Source organism: Chryseobacterium sp. X308 (genome assembly GCF_020733145.1).
GTDB classification, from domain to species: domain Bacteria; phylum Bacteroidota; class Bacteroidia; order Flavobacteriales; family Weeksellaceae; genus Chryseobacterium; species Chryseobacterium cupriresistens.
Genome location: NZ_JAJFZH010000002.1, coordinates 440,128 through 458,314, shown reverse-complemented (window position 1 = coordinate 458,314; position 18,187 = coordinate 440,128). Strand labels below are relative to the sequence as shown.

15 protein-coding genes are annotated in these 18,187 nt (G+C 37.7%); 12 read left to right on the top strand and 3 right to left on the bottom strand.

Annotated features, from left to right (window positions below):
* Positions 1-80: 80 nt before the first annotated feature.
* Both LIV57_RS05030 and LIV57_RS05025 read right to left on the bottom strand, forming a co-directional pair.
* On the bottom strand, positions 81-1,460 hold the full coding sequence (locus LIV57_RS05030) for a porin (RefSeq protein WP_227941700.1): 1,380 nt from the start codon (positions 1,458-1,460) through the stop codon (positions 81-83).
* Between the two features lie 291 nt (positions 1,461-1,751).
* Positions 1,752-2,168 (bottom strand): helix-turn-helix domain-containing protein, encoded by a 417-nt coding sequence (locus LIV57_RS05025; RefSeq protein WP_227941699.1) that lies wholly within the window; start codon positions 2,166-2,168, stop codon positions 1,752-1,754.
* Between the two features lie 160 nt (positions 2,169-2,328).
* On the opposite strand from LIV57_RS05025, the gene LIV57_RS05020 reads away from it, so the two are divergent.
* From LIV57_RS05020 to argH, 8 genes are all read left to right on the top strand, one after another.
* Entirely contained in the window at positions 2,329-2,994 is a 666-nt protein-coding gene (locus tag LIV57_RS05020) for a GNAT family N-acetyltransferase (protein WP_227941697.1), read from the top strand.
* Positions 2,966-4,162 (top strand): argininosuccinate synthase, encoded by a 1,197-nt coding sequence (argG, locus tag LIV57_RS05015; protein ID WP_227941696.1) that lies wholly within the window; start codon positions 2,966-2,968, stop codon positions 4,160-4,162. Before LIV57_RS05020 ends, argG begins: the two co-directional genes overlap by 29 nt.
* Before the next feature lie 52 nt (positions 4,163-4,214).
* The gene (gene argC / locus LIV57_RS05010; protein WP_227941695.1) at positions 4,215-5,180 is read left to right on the top strand and encodes an N-acetyl-gamma-glutamyl-phosphate reductase; all 966 of its coding nucleotides are present in this window, start codon (positions 4,215-4,217) and stop codon (positions 5,178-5,180) included.
* Between the two features lie 257 nt (positions 5,181-5,437).
* Entirely contained in the window at positions 5,438-6,577 is a 1,140-nt protein-coding gene (locus tag LIV57_RS05005) for an aspartate aminotransferase family protein (protein ID WP_227941694.1), read from the top strand.
* Between the two features lie 240 nt (positions 6,578-6,817).
* Complete coding sequence (locus LIV57_RS05000) at positions 6,818-7,777, top strand: N-acetylornithine carbamoyltransferase (protein WP_227941693.1); 960 nt, start codon at positions 6,818-6,820, stop codon at positions 7,775-7,777.
* 66 nt (positions 7,778-7,843) lie between these two features.
* Complete coding sequence (gene argB / locus LIV57_RS04995; protein ID WP_227941692.1) at positions 7,844-8,638, top strand: acetylglutamate kinase; 795 nt, start codon at positions 7,844-7,846, stop codon at positions 8,636-8,638.
* Complete coding sequence (locus LIV57_RS04990) at positions 8,613-9,695, top strand: M20 family metallo-hydrolase (RefSeq protein ID WP_227941691.1); 1,083 nt, start codon at positions 8,613-8,615, stop codon at positions 9,693-9,695. Before argB ends, LIV57_RS04990 begins: the two co-directional genes overlap by 26 nt.
* 273 nt (positions 9,696-9,968) lie before the next feature.
* Positions 9,969-11,273, top strand: coding sequence for an argininosuccinate lyase (gene argH / locus LIV57_RS04985; protein ID WP_227941690.1), 1,305 nt, complete (start codon positions 9,969-9,971; stop codon positions 11,271-11,273).
* A 431-nt stretch (positions 11,274-11,704) separates the two neighbouring features.
* Here the strand turns inward: argH and LIV57_RS04980 are convergent, their stop codons facing one another.
* The gene (locus LIV57_RS04980; RefSeq protein WP_002980286.1) at positions 11,705-12,166 is read right to left on the bottom strand and encodes an Lrp/AsnC family transcriptional regulator; all 462 of its coding nucleotides are present in this window, start codon (positions 12,164-12,166) and stop codon (positions 11,705-11,707) included.
* A 240-nt stretch (positions 12,167-12,406) separates the two neighbouring features.
* Here LIV57_RS04980 and LIV57_RS04975 point away from each other — a divergent pair, with 240 nt between their 5' ends.
* The 4 genes from LIV57_RS04975 (at position 12,407) to carB (ending at position 18,173) form a co-directional block, all read left to right on the top strand.
* Positions 12,407-13,297 carry an aspartate carbamoyltransferase catalytic subunit gene (locus LIV57_RS04975; RefSeq protein WP_262908295.1) on the top strand — a complete coding sequence of 297 codons (891 nt, stop codon included), beginning with the start codon at positions 12,407-12,409 and terminating at the stop codon, positions 13,295-13,297.
* Between the two features lie 166 nt (positions 13,298-13,463).
* Positions 13,464-14,537 (top strand): carbamoyl phosphate synthase small subunit, encoded by a 1,074-nt coding sequence (locus tag LIV57_RS04970; RefSeq protein WP_227941689.1) that lies wholly within the window; start codon positions 13,464-13,466, stop codon positions 14,535-14,537.
* Between the two features lie 41 nt (positions 14,538-14,578).
* Positions 14,579-14,932: a four helix bundle protein gene (locus tag LIV57_RS04965; protein ID WP_062670677.1), complete on the top strand. Its 354-nt coding sequence runs from the start codon at positions 14,579-14,581 to the stop codon at positions 14,930-14,932.
* A 58-nt stretch (positions 14,933-14,990) separates the two neighbouring features.
* Positions 14,991-18,173, top strand: a complete 3,183-nt coding sequence (gene carB / locus LIV57_RS04960) for a carbamoyl-phosphate synthase large subunit (RefSeq protein ID WP_227941688.1) — start codon at positions 14,991-14,993, stop codon at positions 18,171-18,173.
* The last annotated feature ends 14 nt before the right edge of the window (positions 18,174-18,187 follow it).

Here is an 18,187-nt window from a genome sequence, read left to right as displayed (position 1 = left end):
TATTCAGCGGTATGCTTTTATCCATCTTTGATGGAGCTTAATTTATCTTAAATTCTTTACTATTCTTAATGGTTCAAATTTTAAAGGTAGATTTGAAACTGTACAATAAATTCTCCTTTAGAAGAAGGACTTTCTGTAGGATTTGTATAAACAGGTCTTGTGGAATACTGTGTCGTTATTTTTGCGTGATGTCCGTCTATAAACCAATTGGCTCCGACATCAAACTGAGATGAAGATTTATCAAAAGCCTCAAAGCTTTTGTGGGTATAAGCAGCAAAAGGCTGTATTCTGATTTTTGGCTTTTCTGCCTGACTCGGTAATAGTAAACCTGCCTGGGCGTAGATAATATTACCTGTTCCAATGGTTGGCTGTAGATTTCCTGGCCCTGCAATGGCTTTATTGCCGATGAAATTAGGATCAGAGGCGCCAATATTCATGGTCCCCAGATTTCTTACATAGTTCGGTCCGAAATTGTAATTATAATATCCGGCATAGGCAGAAACGGCCATTTTGTTTTTTGCCTCACCCAAAGGTATATCTGCAAACGCATCTACCGCAAAAAGGGTAATATCATGTTTTTCAATGTTTGAATTTACGGACGTTCTTGTTCCGTCAGCCTGATGATAAAAACCGGCACCTATATTGAAAACTTTTTTTGTTCCCAGGTAAGATCCAACTTTAAAAGGAAGGGTATTGGATTCTTCATCAAGAAACTGATATTCAACATATCCTGCCTTTGAAAAACTGGGATTTCCGTTATTATCAACAGCGACTGCTTTTGAAGGATCTGTTACATTCACAGGAACAAGGTCTGTGGCGAAAGGTTTATTTAAACTGAAACGATATTCCAGTTTTCCATACTTTCCTTTGGCAAACATTCCGAGCTGTCTTGCAAACTGATCTGAATTATCAATTAAAGGCCATGAAAAAACAGGAGAATCTAATGTAAGAAAGTTAAGCGTAGAAGCCATGGTCATACGGGAAAGTCCCGTATAATAGTGAAGCCCGGCCCCTAAAGTTAAACTGAATTTTCCCGCTTCTCCAGGTAAAATAACTGCATATTCGTTCCAGGCATCATGAAAAAACAGCTGGGTTTTCTTTCCGTTTCCATAACCTCCTGTTCCTAAGGTGCCTGAAGCGCCGCCATTGATGAAAGTCTGATTATTAATTCCGAAATGGAGCAGGATCATATATCTCTTAGAGATCTGTGCGTACGTTAATGCACGTAACCTTCTGTTTCCCAGGCTCCATGAGTTGTCAGCAGGTTCACCGCCTACCATGGTTCCGGGGTTCATAGATGTATTTCGTACCCAAAACTGGTCCCATAAAATAAATCTGACGAATTTATCCCCGTTTTGGTTGAGGTTAAGTTTTAAGCCACTGCCATAATCAGGAGAACCTTGTGAATATAAGGAACCGCTGATTAAAGCTAATCCAATGAATATAAGTAATTTCTTCATAAATTATCAATTTTTGGCGTTGTTTTTTGTGAATGCCAAATTGTAATTAATAATTTATTTATGAAAATTTAATATATATTAGTGGTAATAGTATAGTTGGTATTTAGTAGACTTTGATTTTCGGGATGCGGGGTTCGAGGTTTGCGATTAGAGATTTAGGGTGCGAGATTTTAAAATTATAATTTTTTTAAAGATTTGATATACCGTTTTTTGCAAGAGTATTTTCACCTCGGTTTTTAAACCTCGTAACTCGCATCCCGAAACCCCGCATCCCGTAACTCGTACCCCGTACTACTTCTTAAACCGTTCCCACTTAATCAGCATATACTTATCGGCAAATTGTGTGATGATAATTCCGGAGTTTTTAATATTCTCTTCCTGAGCGATATACTCAATCAGTTCGCTTTGTTTTAATATTTTATAAACAGGATGGAATTCAGAATGGGGAGGTCTTGTGATATTGTATTTTTTAATCCATGAGCTTATGGTAACATGGGAAACACCAATGATTCTTTCAATTTCACGGTAACTTAAACCTTCCAGATAAAGCTGAAGAGCTTTGGTTACGTAGTAATCGTCAATTTGTTTTCCCAGTTTTTTAACGGTAAAATAATAATTGCAGTCTTTGCAGTGGAAACGCTGTTTATTGTTGATAATGCCGCTTTTTACTACTTTGACACTCTTGCATTTAGGACAGGTATTTTCCATAACTATATTATTTTAGCAAATATATAATAAATTAGCAAATGTATATTTTTTCATAAAGATAATTTTACCTGTTTAAAATTTTAAAACAAAAAAAATATCTTTTTTATTTGGATTTAAAAGAAATTATATTTTAAATTTGCCAAAAAATTTAGATAAATAAATGGAAATAGAAATTTCCTCATGCGAACATCTAATGTATGTGAGTGAAATACAGCAGGAAATGTACGATTCTGCACAGCGTAGAGGAACGGGTATCGCAAAACGTTCCATAGAATATTTGAGTAAGAAGATTTCAGAAGGCAATGCTGTGGTAGCCACTGAAAACGGTGAGTGGGTAGGTTTCTGTTATATAGAGACCTGGTCGCACGGGAAGTTTGTGGCCAATTCGGGCCTGATTGTGTCACCGAAATTCAGGAACGGGGGAGTAGCGACTCAGATCAAGCAGAAAGTTTTCCAGTTATCTAGAGACAAATATCCGGATGCAAAAGTATTTGGATTAACAACAGGTTTGGCAGTGATGAAAATCAATAGTGATTTGGGATATAAACCCGTGATCTATTCTGAACTGACTCAGGATGAAGAATTCTGGAACGGCTGCAAGAACTGTGTAAACTATGAGATTTTAATGATGAAGGAACGCAAAAACTGTCTGTGTACAGCCATGTTATTTGTTCCTGAAAATGATAAAAAAAAAGAGGAGGTAGTGAATAATCTGCCTGAAAATAAATATGATGGAATGATTCAGAAAGATTTTGATGAATTCCATGCGACCATTAATAAAAATAAAAAGAGTCCAGATGAAAAAGAAAGTCATCTTAGCGTTTAGCGGAGGTTTAGATACTTCCTACTGTGCTAAATATCTTAGTGAAACACTGGGATATGATGTGTATGCCGTTACTGTAAATACCGGAGGTTTTTCAAAAGAAGAGGAAAAAGAACTGGAGAAAAAAGCCTTAAACCTTGGAGTAAAAGAATACAGGTGCGTAGACGCTCAGGAAGATTACTATAATTCATGTGTGAAATATTTGATTTTCGGGAATGTATTGAAAAATAATACGTATCCGCTTTCTGTAAGTGCTGAGCGTACTATTCAGGCGCAGGAAATTGCAAAATATGCCATTGAAGTACAGGCAGATGCCATTGCTCACGGAAGTACAGGAGCTGGGAATGACCAGGTTCGTTTTGATCTGATTTTTCAGGTAATGTGTCCGAATATCGAAATCATTACGCCTATCCGTGATATGGCTTTATCCCGTGAGGAAGAGATTGAGTTTTTGAAGCAGCATGGGTATGAAATGGAATTCCATAAAGCTCAATATTCTGTTAATAAAGGACTTTGGGGAACTTCAGTAGGCGGTAAAGAAACTTTAACTTCAAGAAATTACCTGCCTGAAGAAGCTTTTCCATCTCAGATTAAAGAAACTCAGCCTTCAGAACTTGAAATTGAGTTTAAAAACGGAGAGGTTGTAGCTGTCAATGGAGAAAGTTTTGAACATTCAGTATATGCCATTCAAAAAATAGAAGAATTGGCTTCAGCATATGGAATTGGCCGTGATATTCATGTAGGTGATACTATTGTTGGGATTAAAGGAAGAGTAGGATTTGAAGCAGCTGCAGCATCGGTGATTATCAAAGCGCATCATTTATTGGAAAAGCATACGCTTTCAAAATATCAGCAAATGATGAAGTCGCAGTTATCCGACTGGTATGGAAACTGGCTTCATGAAGCACTTTTCTTAGATCCTGTGATGAGAAATATTGAGTCGTTCCTGACAGATTCTCAGAAAACAGTAACCGGGAAAGTATTTGTAACCCTTCATCCTTACAGATTTATTTTGAATGGAATTGAATCTGCTCATGATCTGATGTCCGACAAATTCGGAAGCTATGGAGAAGCGAACAGAGCATGGACAGGCGATGATGTGAAAGGGTATACTAAGATTGTTAGCAATTCTCTCAATATATACCACCAGATTAACCAGAATATCAACTAGTTCCGAAGGGACGATTTAATGAAAGGCAGAACAAAATTCTGTCAGAATCAAAATGAAGAAAACAGTAGGAATCATTGGTGCCAACGGTTATACAGGAAGTGAGCTGATACGCTTACTGGCTTTTCATCCCCATGTGACATTGAGTTTTTTATATAGTCGTTCGAATTCGGGAACAAAAATTTCAGATCTGTACCCGGATTTAACGACGGTTTGTGAAATGGTTTTGACTGATAAATCTGAAGACGTAGATATTCTTTTTCTGTGTCTTCCGCATAAAGAAAGTCAAAACTGGTTAACGCAGAACCCTGTCAAAGATGAAACGCTGGTGATTGATCTTGGAAACGATTTCCGTTTAGAAGGAAATTTCGGAAACAGAGATTTTATCTACGGATTACCTGAAATTAATAAAAAACAACTAACGGGTGCTAAGAGTATCGCCAATCCGGGATGTTTTGCTACGGCTATTCAGTTGGCTTTGCTGCCATTGGCAGAAAAAGGAGTGTTGAATGAAGTCTTTACCACGGGGATTACGGGTTCTACAGGAGCCGGGCAGTCTCTGCAGGCAACGACTCATTTTACCTGGAGAAATGATAATGTTTCAGCCTATAAAACTTTAACACATCAACATGTGGATGAGATTTTACAACAGCTGATTGCATTCAATAATAAAGAAGTAAACCTGAACTTTGTTCCTTGGAGAGGAGATTTTGCAAGAGGGATTTTTACAAGTTCCACCATGAAGACGGAGCTGGAGCTGGAGGAAATAGAACAGTTGTATCAGGATTTTTATGCAGAGGAGCCTTTTGTTACAGTAAGCAGGAAGGCAGTGGATTTAAAGCAGGTTGTCAATACCAATCGCTGTGTGATTCAAATCGAAAAGAGTGGAAATGTGGTCGTTATTCACTCAGCGATTGACAATTTGTTAAAAGGTGCTTCGGGACAGGCCGTACAGAATATGAATCTGGCTATGGACTGGGAAGAAAATGCAGGATTAAACCTGAAACCGATTGCCTTTTAAATTGACAATAATTGAAAATTTTAAACAAAAAGTAAATCCGACTTAGGAAAGTGGAGCGTTAAGAAAATTAATTCTATGAACGTTAAGAAAATTCTACTGTTCGAAGTGCGAGGAAAATAGAGGGCCGAAGAACCCATTTGGATTTCGCGCAAGTTTTAGAATTTTTAGAGAATAGAACTAATTTTTAGCGGAAGTTTCCAGGTCTTGAACTTTTGTTTCTTTTGTTTTAAGACAAAAGAAAAATAAAAAACAAAAAAATGAATTTATTCAACGTATATCCATTATTCAATATCAATCCGGTTAAAGCACAGGGATCTTTTCTGTGGGATGACAAAGGAGAACAATATCTTGATTTTTACGGAGGTCATGCGGTAATCTCTATCGGGCACAACCATCCGTATTATCAGAATAAGCTGAAAGATCAGCTGGAAAAAATATCTTTCTATTCCAATTCTGTTCAGAATGAATTGCAGACTGAGTTAGCAGAAAAACTGGGTAAACTTTCAGGGTATAAAGATTATAACCTTTTCCTGTGTAATTCCGGAGCAGAAGCGAATGAAAATGCATTGAAGCTGGCTTCTTTTCATAACGGGAAAAGCAAAGTGCTTTACTTTTCAGGCTCATTCCACGGCAGAACTTCTGCAGCGGTTTCAGTGACTGATAATCCGAAAATTGTAGCTCCGGTTAATTTTTCTGAAAGATTTATCAAATCAGAATGGAATGATGTACAACAGCTTGAAGAAACCTTTGAAAAATATGGAAATGAAATCTCTTCTGTGATCATCGAGGGAATTCAGGGAGTTGGCGGCATTATGATTCCGACACCGGAATTTTTATCTAAAATCAAGGAACTGTGTGAAAAATATGATGCTGTTCTTATTTTGGATGAAGTGCAGTCAGGATACGGAAGAAGCGGATATTTCTTTGCGCATCAGGAATTTGGTGTAGAAGCAGATATTATTACGACTGCTAAAGGAATGGGAAATGGCTTCCCTGTGGGCGGAGTTTTGATCCATCCTAAATTTGAGGCAAGCAACGGTTTGCTGGGAACGACATTTGGAGGAAACCACCTTGCCTGTGCCGCTTCTATTGCTGTTCTGGATGTTATGAAAGATGAAAATCTTATCGAAAATGCTCAGAAAATGGGTGAGTATATTGAAAATGAAATTAAAGATTTACCACATATTAAATCCATCCGAAGGAAAGGATTGATGATCGGAATAGAACTCGACAGAGACTGTTCAGAAGTAAGGAAAGAGCTCCTTTTTGATCATCATATTTTCACAGGAAACTCAAATGATAAAACCGTGTTGAGGATTCTTCCGGCACTGAATATCAAAAAAGAGGAAACGGATCTTTTCATCAATGCTTTGAAAGCAGTGCTTGGAAATATTTAAACCATAAAAGTCACAAAAGAATTTAAACACTTAAGTGATTTTAAGAAAATACTAAAGGCTTAAGAAGTGCACTTAAGTTTTCGAAAATCTTTGATTTTCTTCTTCTGTGAGCTTATATATTTTCAAAATAATCAACTTTTAAAACTTAAGTGTTCTAAAGTGTTTTAGTAAAAACTTTTGTGCCTTTTGTGGTTAGATCAACAATCAATGTGTAAACAAAATCTTTAAAATTAGTTTAAAATGAAAAAATTTACCTCTGTAAGTGATGTAGAAAACTTACAGGAAATCATAAAAAAAGCTTTACAGATAAAAGCAGACCCCCTTACTGAAACAGAAAAAGGAAAGGGAAAAACAATCGGACTTGTATTTTTGAATTCAAGTTTAAGAACCCGTCTGAGCAGCCAGATTGCAGCTCAAAATCTTGGATTGAATGTATTGACGTTAAACGCAGCACAGGAAGCCTGGAATCTTGAATTTGCTGACGGAGCGGTAATGAACGGAGACACGGTAGAACATATCAAAGATGCTATTGAAGTCTTAAATCAATATTGTGATATCATTGCGGTACGTTGTTTTGCAGGGATGAAGAGCAAAGAAGATGATGTGAATGAAAGCATATTAAGCCAGTTTGAAAAGCATGCAAAAGTACCTGTCATTTCTTTGGAATCAGCTACACGCCATCCTTTACAAAGTCTTGCAGACTGCATCACCATTACAGAAAACTGGAAAAAAGACCATAAACCAAAAGTAGTATTAACATGGGCGCCGCACATCAAGCCTATCGCTCATGCTGTTGGAAATTCTTTCGCAGAATGGATGCAGGAAATGGATGTGGAATTGGTGATTGCTAATCCCGAAGGGTATGATTTAGATAAAAACTTTACCAAAGATGTGAAAGTAATCCATGATCAGGATGAAGCGTTGAAAAATGCAGACTTTATCTATGTGAAGAACTGGTCTTCTTTTGATGATTATGCTGCAATGCCAGAAGTGAAGGGAAACTGGATGCTCACGAATGAAAAATTAGCCAATACCAATAATGCGAAAGTAATGCACTGCCTTCCGGTTCGCCGTAATGTAGAATTGAGCGATGAAGTAATGGATGGAGATCATTCTATTATCTATCAGCAGGCAAAAAACCGGATTTTTTCTGCACAGGCTGTGTTCAGTAAAATTTTAGATGAATTAAAAGCCCAATAATAATCCTTGTCAAGGTTCAAAACCCTGACAAGGATAGAAAAAAGTAAGGATCACAAAACGTTTACAATGAAAGAAAAGTTATACATCATAAAAATTGGCGGAGCTTTAATAGATGATGAGGAATTATTAAACCAATTCTTAGAACAGTTTTCTGAAATTACTGAAAAGAAAATCCTTGTTCATGGCGGTGGCAAGCTGGCAACAACGTTGGCTGATAAACTGGGCATTGAACAGAAAATGATTAATGGCAGGAGGATTACGGATAAAGAGACATTGGATATTGTAACGATGGTATATGCAGGAGGAATTAATAAAAATATCGTTGAAAAGCTGCAGCAGAAAAAATGCAATGCCATAGGATTCTCGGGGGCAGACGGAAATTTAATTAAAGCTAAGAAAAGAGAACATCCTGAAATAGATTTTGGATTTGTGGGGGATATTACAAAAAAAAGCGTGAACAGGAAGCTGGTGTCAAAATTAATCAAGCTGGATCTTGTTCCTGTGTTTTCTGCGATTACCCACGACAGAAAAGGAAATCTTTTCAACACTAATGCTGATACTATTGCCTCTGTGATGGCTCAGGCTTTGTCTGAGAAATATGAAGTTGAACTGTTGTATTGTTTTGATAAAGAAGGTGTTTTAGAAGATGTAAACGATCCGGAATCTGTGATCAAAACTGTCAATGAAGAAGAATTCACGGTATTAAAAGACGAAGGGAAACTTCATAAAGGGATTTTACCCAAACTTGAAAATGCTCTTGGAGCGATAAAAAATAATGTAAATAAAGTGTTTCTGATCAAAGAAACAGAACTGAAAAACCATATAGAAAATCATCATGCAGGAACTGAAATCTGTTTATAATAAAGAAGAACTGTTGAATAACGCGGTCGGATTGCTTAAAAATTTGATTGAGATTCCTTCATTCAGTAAAGATGAATTCAATACGTCGGTAGAGATTGAAAATTTTTTCAAAAAACATCAGATTCCTACCAAACGTTTTAAAAACAATATCTGGGCGGTGAACAAACACTTTGATGTGTTTAAGCCTTCCGTTTTACTGAATACCCATCATGATACGGTAAAGCCTAATAAAGCTTATACACTTGATCCGTTTGTACCGATCGAAAAAGAAGGTAAACTGTTCGGATTAGGTAGCAATGATGCAGGAGCTTCTCTGGTTTCTATGGCACAGGTTTTTTTACATTTTTATGATAAAGAAGATTTAAAATATAATTTAGTTATTGCTTTGACGGCAGAGGAGGAGATTTCAGGATTTGATGGAATCGAAGCCTTATTTCCGCAGCTACCCAACGTAGAACTCGCCATTGTAGGAGAACCCACGCAGATGAACCTGGCGATTGCAGAAAAAGGACTTCTTGTGATTGATGGAGAAATGAAAGGTACTCCTTCTCACGCCGCTCATCCTAATGATGATAACTCAATTGTAAAATGTATGCAGGATCTGCAGAATATTCTTTCCTTTAAATTTCCGAAGGTTTCAGAATATCTGGGCGAAGTTAAAGTGACTTTATCAGGGATCCATGCAGGAGTACAGCATAATGTGGTTCCGGAATCGTGCAATTTTACACTGGATGTGAGGGTAACGGATGAATATTCCAATCAGGAAGCATTTGAAATTATCCAATCTCAGATGAAATCTACATTAACGGCAAGATCGTTCAGGTTGAATTCCTCCAGGATCGAAATGGATCATCCGTTTGTAAAAGCAGGAATTGAAGTCGGAAGGACAACCTACGGTTCACCTACTTCCTCAGATCAGGCGATTATTCCATGTACATCTGTGAAGATAGGTCCTGGAGACAGCAGGCGCTCTCACACAGCAGATGAATTTATCTATATCCAGGAAATAGAAGAAGGGATAGAAATCTACATCAGCATTTTAGAAAAAGTGTTATAAAAGTGAGAAACTAGAAGCTAGAGACTAGAAATTAGTAAAAAAAGACCGTATAAAGGTTGTAACTAACTTCTAACATCTAATTTCTAACCTCTAAAATATATGTTTTGACTCCGTCCGGCAGGCTCTAAAAGTTCAGTTTTTAATAAGATTTATGCAAAAAGAAAATTAAAAATGAAAGCTTTACATAAGGAAATGTTTTTTTATAGTTATTAGTAATAAGGATTGCCTTGCCGGGCATGTCAAAACCAACAAATATTTAAATCAAATATTATCATGAAAAAAATATGGCAGAAGGATGACCTTGCCACCAATATATTAGTCAATCAATTTACAGTCGGTAAAGATCTTGACTTCGACGAGCGTTTAGCCAAATATGACGTTAAAGGTTCTATGGCACATTGTAAAATGCTGGCACAAACCGGCATTATTACAAAAGAAGAATCAGAGCAGATGTTATCTGTTTTAAATAGTATTTTAAATCAAATTGAGGATGGGACTTTTGAAATTGATAAAGAAGCTGAGGATATCCATTCTCAGGTAGAAGCGATCCTGATTGAAGAATTAGGAGATACGGGAAAGAAAATCCATACGGCACGATCAAGAAATGATCAGGTTTTACTGGATATCAAATTGTATTTATTGGATGAAATCCGTGAAATTACAGCCCTTACAGACGAGTTTTTTCAGATTTTAATTCAGCTGGCAGATCAGCATAAAAATGTTCTGCTTCCGGGATATACCCATTTCCAGATTGCGATGCCTTCATCATTTGGGTTGTGGTTCGGAGCTTATGCAGAAGCGCTTTTGGATGATGTGGAAATGCTGTTTTCAGTGAAGAATATCATTAATAAAAATCCACTGGGATCAGCTGCTGGTTATGGTTCGTCTTTTCCGATCAATCGTGAAAGTACCACCTATAACTTAGGCTTCCAGTCCATGAATTACAATTCTGTGTACGCTCAGATGACCCGTGGAAAGTCGGAAAAAATGCTGGCCATGGCGATGGCCACTTTAGCGGGAACGCTTGGTAAGTTCGCTTATGATGTATGTCTTTATCTGAGCCAGAACTTTGATTTTATCAGTTTTCCAAAAGAATTTACTACGGGAAGCAGTATTATGCCGCACAAAAAAAATCCGGATATCTTTGAGCTGGTTCGTGCACGATGCAACAGAATTCAGTCACTTCCAAACGAACTGATCCTTTTAACAAGCAATCTGCCTTCAGGATATCACAGAGATGTACAGCTGACAAAAGAAATTCTTTTCCCTGCGATAGATTCTTTAAAGGAATGTCTGGAAATCTTAAGCTATACTTTACCGAATATTAAGGTGAAAGACGGGATTCTGGAGGACGAGAAATACAAATACCTTTTCAGTGTGGAAAAGATCAATGAAGAGGTGAAAAGCGGAAGCTCTTTCCGTGATGCTTATGTAAAAGTAGGGCAGGAGATTGAAAACAATACGTTTGAATTTGAACCCGGCAACCTTGAACATACCCATCAGGGAAGTATAGGAAATCTTTGTCTGGATAAAATAGAATATCAGTTCAATAAACTGAAAAATAAATTATTGGGTTAGAATCTAAGCCATTAAGGTCATCAAAACTTAGGCAAAAATCAGTAGAATTTCTAAAATTATTTTAGCCTGCTGTCTTTTCGTTGTGGAAGCCTTAATCTTAAATCTTATCTGCTTAAGTGATCTTAATGGTTGGATTTTACTCTGCTCTTTGAATTTGATGATTGATCTTTAAACTGACTATGGTTGAAAATTGAGATTAAATCTGCTGTATAAAATTTTATCAGAGATAAAATCTTTGCGCCTTAAAGCATAAAGTTTATAAATTTCTTTTGCGTCTTTGCGTTTTCTAACAAAATAGTAGAAATGAAAAGGTTGGTATACGCAAAGGCGCAAGGAATTGTATAATTAATATTACTCTTTTAAGACGCAAGAAAATCAAAAATTTTCAGCAATTGAAATAGGAATGAATAATGAGTTTAAAATAGAAGGGATTATTCCAGATCAATTTTAAATTTGGTAGATTTTTTCACCTCGTGAAGAACGATAGAACTGTGGTACTGTCCGATATTGGGAATGTTTGAAATAACATTAACCGCAAATTCGTTATAAGAATTGATGTCCTTGGCAATAATCTTCAACATATAATCGTACTCTCCGGAAAGGCTGATGATTTCCTGTACTTCATCATATTTTCCGATATGGTTCTCAAAAGTTTCCAAAACTTTCTTGGATTGTTCTTTGAGACGGACATTACAATAGACTACAATATTTAAACCCAGTTTTTCACGGTTTAAAAGTCCCACATACTTCTGAATGATCCCCTGCTTCTCCAATTGTTTGATTCGCTCATACGTAGGAGTAAAGGTAAGACCTATCTTTTCGGAAATTTCTTTAACCGATAGCGTAGAGTCTTCCTGAATAATGCTGAGAATCATTTTGTCTTTTAAATCCATAGAATAAATTTGAGTGTTAACAAAAATATTAATTTTAAATGAGAATAAGGAAAGACTGAAGTTTTTAATTTATTTTAAACATAATTTTTGCCAGTTCATAAAATTGTTGTATCTTTGCACCTAATGAATAAAAAAGCATTTATATCATTAGATTTACCGGGCGAAAGCGCCCTTTACGATATTTATTGTTATTAGCGAAGATTGTTGTCTTCGCTTTTTTTATGCCCAAAAATTAGAATTATGTTTACGATTACAGAACTAAGCACCGAGAGAATCAACAGTATACTGAAAGAAGCACTGGCTTTTGCAAACGGTAAAACTGCTAAAATTGAAGGAGAAGTTTTTTGCTCAAATCTTTTCTTCGAAGACAGTACAAGAACGAAAACAAGTTTTGATCTTGCAGAAAGAAAACTGGGACTTCAGGTAGTTCCTTTTGATGCATCACACAGTTCGGTAAACAAAGGTGAGAGTCTTTATGACACCGTAAAGACTATTGAAAGTATAGGAGTAAACCTTGTAGTGATCCGCGATAAGAAAGACAGATACTTCGAAGAACTGAAAAATATTAACATTCCGGTGATCAACGGAGGAGACGGAACAGGAAACCACCCTTCACAATGTATGCTGGATTTGCTGACTATCTATCAGGAATTCGGAAAGTTTGAAGGCCTTAAGGTAGGAATTGTAGGAGATGTAAAACACAGCCGTGTAGCCAACTCAAATGCAGAGGCGCTAAGAAGACTGGGAGCCAAAGTATACTTCTCGGGACCGGAACAGTGGTTTGACGAAGGAGCCCTGATCAACGGAACTTATATGTCAGTAGATGAACTGATCGGCGAAGTGGATGTGTTAATGCTATTAAGAATCCAGCACGAAAGACACGATTCCGCAATGAGTTTCACCGCTTCAGAATACCATAAAAGATATGGTCTGACGAAAGAAAGAGAAAAGGCGATGAAAAAAGAAGCAATCATCATGCATCCGGCTCCCATCAACAGAGGAGTGGAAATAGATTCGGATCTTGTAGAATGCGAAAGATCAAGAGTCTTCAAACAAATGCAAAACGGAGTATTCGCAAGAATGGCCATCCTAAAAGGAGCATTGGAAAGCAAAGGGTATACTTTTAAATAAGAACCAGGGTAAAAGAACCAGGGTAAAAGTAAAAAGTAAAAAGTAAAGAGCCCTGTAAGGACGGCCTGTTAATAGCCATAGAAACAAAAGGATTTAGATAATCCTAGCCCCGTAGGGGCGACCTGTTAATGACATATAATAAAATAATAAGAGATAAAAGTTTAAAATGAAGAAAAAATTAATACTGGAGTCCGGTGAAGTGTTTCATGGAGAAGGTTTCGGAGCAGAATTGGAAACTGCAGGGGAAGTAGTTTTCAATACCGGAATGACAGGGTATCAGGAATTGATTTCTGACCCATCGTATTGCGGTCAGATAGTTTGTATGACCTATCCGCTTATCGGGAATTATGGTATTAACCGTGATGATTATGAAAGTATCGAGCCGGCAATCAAAGGGCTTATCGTAAAAGAACTTTGCGATCTTCCTTCCAATTTCCGTACTCAGATCACTTTAGATGAATTATTTAAAAAGAAAAACCTTTCAGGAATTTCAGGAATCGACACCAGAAGACTGACAAGAGTTCTTCGTAACCATGGAGTAGTAAAAGGAAAAATTGTAAATGCTGATGCTGATGAAACTGCAGTAGCTTCTGAGTTGAAATCAACAAATTTCCCAACCAACCAGGTTGAGGAGGTTTCTACAAAAACACCTTATGCTAATCCAAACAGAGGTTTCAAAGTAGTATTGGTAGATTTCGGAGCCAAACTGGGAATTATCAGAGAACTGTCTCAAAGAAACTGTGACATCATCGTTGTTTCTCAGGATACCACAGCAGAAGAAATTCTATTGATGAATCCGGACGGAATTATGTTGTCAAACGGTCCTGGTGACCCTGAAGATGTACCACATGCTTTAGACATGATCAGAGGATTATTAGGAAAAGTCCCAATCTTCGGAATCTGTTTAGGACACCAGTTAATTGGTCTTGCTTGCGGAGCAAAAACTTTCAAACTGAAATTCGGACACAGAGGAGGAAACCACCCGGTATTGGATCTGGAGAAAAATACAGTAGCCATTACTTCTCAAAACCACGGATATGCGGTAGATCAGGAAAGTTTAAAAGGGACAGACCTTATCGAAACGCACATCGCCCTGAATGACAGAACAAACGAAGGATTAAAACACAAAATCCACCCTTGCTTCTCCGTTCAGTATCACCCTGAAGCAAGCCCGGGTCCGGAAGATGCAAACTACCTGTTTGATGAGTTCATTCAAATGATGGAGGACTTTAAGAAATAAGAGTGACTTCAGATATTAGACATCAGATAGCAGACTTTATCATGCATAATTTTGAAAAATTGGTCTTTTGGCAGAAATCTATTGAACTTGCAAAACAGGTTTATATCATTTGTGCAGAGTTACCTAAAGATGAAAAGTTTGGTTTGATTTCTCAAATTAAAAGATCTGTAATCTCTATTCCTTCAAATATAGCTGAAGGTGCAGGAAGAAATAATGATAGAGAATTTTATCATTTTCTTGGAATAGCAAATGCATCCTCCTTTGAGTTACAGACCCAGTTAATTTTAACTAGAGAATTAAATTTACTTGAAGCAGAAAAAGTTAATGGTTTAATATCAAATCTAAATGAAATTCAAAGAATGATTTATACATTCAAATCTAATTTAAAAAAGTAAAACAACTTGTTGGAAGTCTGAAATCTGACATCTAACATCTTGTATCTAAAAAAGAAAAATGGCAAAACGTACAGATATAAAAACAATTTTAGTAATCGGTTCAGGACCTATCATCATCGGTCAGGCAGCTGAATTCGATTATGCAGGAACGCAGGCTTGTCTGTCTCTGAAAGAAGAAGGCTACAAGGTAATTTTGATCAACTCAAACCCTGCAACGATCATGACGGATGTGGAAATCGCTGATAAAGTATACATCGAGCCGATTTCATTACAGTTTGTAAGCCACATCATCAGAAAAGAACGTCCGGATGCTTTATTACCAACTCTTGGAGGCCAGACAGGTCTTAACATGGCGGTAGAACTGGAGAAATCAGGAATTCTTGAAGAGTGCAAAGTGGAAGTATTGGGAACCAAGCTTTCTGCCATCAACAGAGCAGAAGACAGAGACCTTTTCCGTGAGCTGATGAGAGAACTGAACGAGCCGGTACCGGAATCTGATATTGTCAATACGGTAGAAGGAGCGCTTGCTTTCGCAGATGAAATCGGATATCCTGTAATTGTTCGTCCTGCCTTTACAATGGGAGGAACCGGAGGTGGTATCGCTTCCACAGAAGCTGAATTGAAAGAAATCGCTGAATTGGGACTAAAGCACAGCCCGGTTACACAGTGTCTTATTGAAAAATCAATCGCAGGTTTCAAAGAAATTGAATACGAAGTAATGCGTGATGCAAACGACAACGCCATTGTAGTTTGTAACATGGAAAATATTGACCCGGTAGGAGTTCATACAGGAGATTCAATCGTAGTTGCGCCTTCTCAGACACTTTCAGACAGAGAATATCAGCTGCTGAGAAATGCTTCACTGAAAATCATCAGAGCATTAGGTATTGAAGGAGGATGTAACGTACAGTTAGCTTTAGATCCGCATTCATTCGATTACTATATCATCGAAGTAAACCCTAGAGTTTCCCGTTCATCAGCATTAGCAAGTAAAGCAACAGGTTACCCGATTGCAAAGATTGCTGCGAAGATCGCAGTTGGATTAACTCTGGATGAAATCATGAACCCGGTAACAGGAAAAACATACGCATGTTTTGAGCCGGCTCTTGACTACGTAGTAACAAAATTCCCAAGATTCCCATTCGATAAATTCGAAACGGCAGACAGAAGACTTTCCACTCAGATGAAAGCAACTGGTGAAGTAATGGCGATCGGAAGAAACCTTGAAGAATCTTTACAGAAAGCCATCCGCTCATTAGAAACAGGAATCAAGCATTTAGGATTAAAAACAAAGCAGGCTCAGGCTCTTACTGCTGAAGAAATCGAAAGAAGAATCAGAGTATGTGATGATGAGAGATTATTCATCATCGGGGATGCTTTAAGAAGAGGATACGACTGGGAACAGATCGTAGAATGGAGTAAAATCGACAAGTTCTTTATCTGGAAACTAAAAAAACTGGTTGACTTCGAAAAAGTAATCGCTGACAACAAATTTGATAAAGAAACCCTGATTGAAGCTAAGAGATTAGGTTTCGCAGACATCAACATCGCAGTTCTTTGGGATGTAAAAGAGCGTGAGGTGTTCAACTTCAGAAAAGAAAACGGAATCATGCCGGTGTACAAAATGGTAGACACCTGCGCCGCTGAATTTGAAAGTGAAACACCTTACTTCTACGGTACGTACGAAGAAGAAAATGAAAGTGTAGTTTCTGACAAAGAAAAAATCATCGTACTGGGTTCAGGACCTATCAGAATCGGACAAGGTGTAGAATTTGACTACGCAACCGTTCACTCCGTATGGGCAATCAAAGAAATGGGTTACGAAGCGATCATCATCAACAACAACCCGGAAACAGTTTCTACAGACTTCTCCATCTCTGATAAATTATATTTCGAGCCGCTTACTGAAGAAGATGTAATGAACATCATCGAGCTGGAAAAACCCAAAGGTGTAGTGGTACAGTTCGGAGGACAGACTGCCATCAACCTTGCAGATAAATTAGCCGCTCACGGAGTACAGATCCTAGGAACTTCACTGGAAGATCTTGACAGAGCTGAAAACAGAGATAAATTTGAAAAAGCACTTCAGGAGCTTGGAATTCCTCAGCCAAAAGGAAGAACTTCAACTTCTAAAGAAGAAGCGATAAAAATTGCCAACGAAATCGGATATCCGGTATTGGTACGTCCAAGTTACGTTCTTGGAGGTAGAGCAATGGAAATTGTATACGCTGAAACAGAATTGGCTCACTACATGGAGCACGCAGTAGATGCGAGTCCTGAACACCCTGTTTTGGTTGACAAGTACATGGTAGGAAAAGAAATCGAAGTAGATGCCATCTGCGACGGTGAAACGGTAGTGATTCCTGGAATTATGGAGCACATCGAAAGAGCAGGGGTTCACTCCGGAGACTCAATCGCGGTATATCCGCCACAAAATATATCTCAGAGCGAGATTGATACTTTGGTAGATTACACGCAGAGACTGGCAAAAGGACTGAATGTTATCGGATTAATGAATATCCAGTATGTTCTTTTCGAAGGAAATGTCTATGTAATTGAAGTAAATCCACGTTCTTCAAGAACAGTTCCTTTCTTGTCTAAAATCACAGAGGTTCCTATGGCTAACCTTGCAACAAAGGCAATCTTAGGGCAAAAACTGAAAGATTTAGGATACGAAAACGGATTGGTTCCAAATAAAGAAGGCGTATTTGTAAAAGTACCGGTATTCTCTTTCTCTAAGCTAACGAAAGTTGACATCTCTTTAGGCCCTGAAATGAAGTCTACAGGAGAAGTTATGGGGAAAGATACAACCCTTGAAAAAGCACTTTACAAAGGATTGGTAGCAGCAGGAAGAAAAGTCCCTATGCACGGATCTATCCTGTTCACAGTAGCTGATAAGCATAAAGATGAAGCAGCAGCTCTTGCAGCGAGATTCCATGAAGTTGGATTTAGAATCTGGGCTACAGAAGGTACTGCGAAGTTCTTTGAAGAAAAAGGAATCCCTTGTAAAATCGGATACAAAATCGGAGAGGAAGATGTAAACCTTATCGACCTGATCCAGAAAGGAAAAGTTCAGTATGTTGTGAATACCACTACAAAAGGTAAGCAGGCAGAAAGAGACGGATTCCAGATCAGAAGAATGAGTGTGGAAAACGGTGTTCCTTGTTTAACTTCAATGGATACGGTAGAAGCCATCTTAAAAGTAATCGAAAGCATGAGCTTCAAAATGGAGACGATGTAATTTCGAGCCAGAAT

Coding starts and splice junctions, on each gene's coding strand:
- LIV57_RS05030 (WP_227941700.1), bottom strand. CDS start 1,460: ATGAAGAAATTACTTATATTCATTGGATTAGCTTTAATCAGCGGTTCC.
- LIV57_RS05025 (WP_227941699.1), bottom strand. CDS start 2,168: ATGGAAAATACCTGTCCTAAATGCAAGAGTGTCAAAGTAGTAAAAAGC.
- LIV57_RS05020 (WP_227941697.1), top strand. CDS start 2,329: ATGGAAATAGAAATTTCCTCATGCGAACATCTAATGTATGTGAGTGAA.
- argG (WP_227941696.1), top strand. CDS start 2,966: ATGAAAAAGAAAGTCATCTTAGCGTTTAGCGGAGGTTTAGATACTTCC.
- argC (WP_227941695.1), top strand. CDS start 4,215: ATGAAGAAAACAGTAGGAATCATTGGTGCCAACGGTTATACAGGAAGT.
- LIV57_RS05005 (WP_227941694.1), top strand. CDS start 5,438: ATGAATTTATTCAACGTATATCCATTATTCAATATCAATCCGGTTAAA.
- LIV57_RS05000 (WP_227941693.1), top strand. CDS start 6,818: ATGAAAAAATTTACCTCTGTAAGTGATGTAGAAAACTTACAGGAAATC.
- argB (WP_227941692.1), top strand. CDS start 7,844: ATGAAAGAAAAGTTATACATCATAAAAATTGGCGGAGCTTTAATAGAT.
- LIV57_RS04990 (WP_227941691.1), top strand. CDS start 8,613: ATGCAGGAACTGAAATCTGTTTATAATAAAGAAGAACTGTTGAATAAC.
- argH (WP_227941690.1), top strand. CDS start 9,969: ATGAAAAAAATATGGCAGAAGGATGACCTTGCCACCAATATATTAGTC.
- LIV57_RS04980 (WP_002980286.1), bottom strand. CDS start 12,166: ATGGATTTAAAAGACAAAATGATTCTCAGCATTATTCAGGAAGACTCT.
- LIV57_RS04975 (WP_262908295.1), top strand. CDS start 12,407: ATGTTTACGATTACAGAACTAAGCACCGAGAGAATCAACAGTATACTG.
- LIV57_RS04970 (WP_227941689.1), top strand. CDS start 13,464: ATGAAGAAAAAATTAATACTGGAGTCCGGTGAAGTGTTTCATGGAGAA.
- LIV57_RS04965 (WP_062670677.1), top strand. CDS start 14,579: ATGCATAATTTTGAAAAATTGGTCTTTTGGCAGAAATCTATTGAACTT.
- carB (WP_227941688.1), top strand. CDS start 14,991: ATGGCAAAACGTACAGATATAAAAACAATTTTAGTAATCGGTTCAGGA.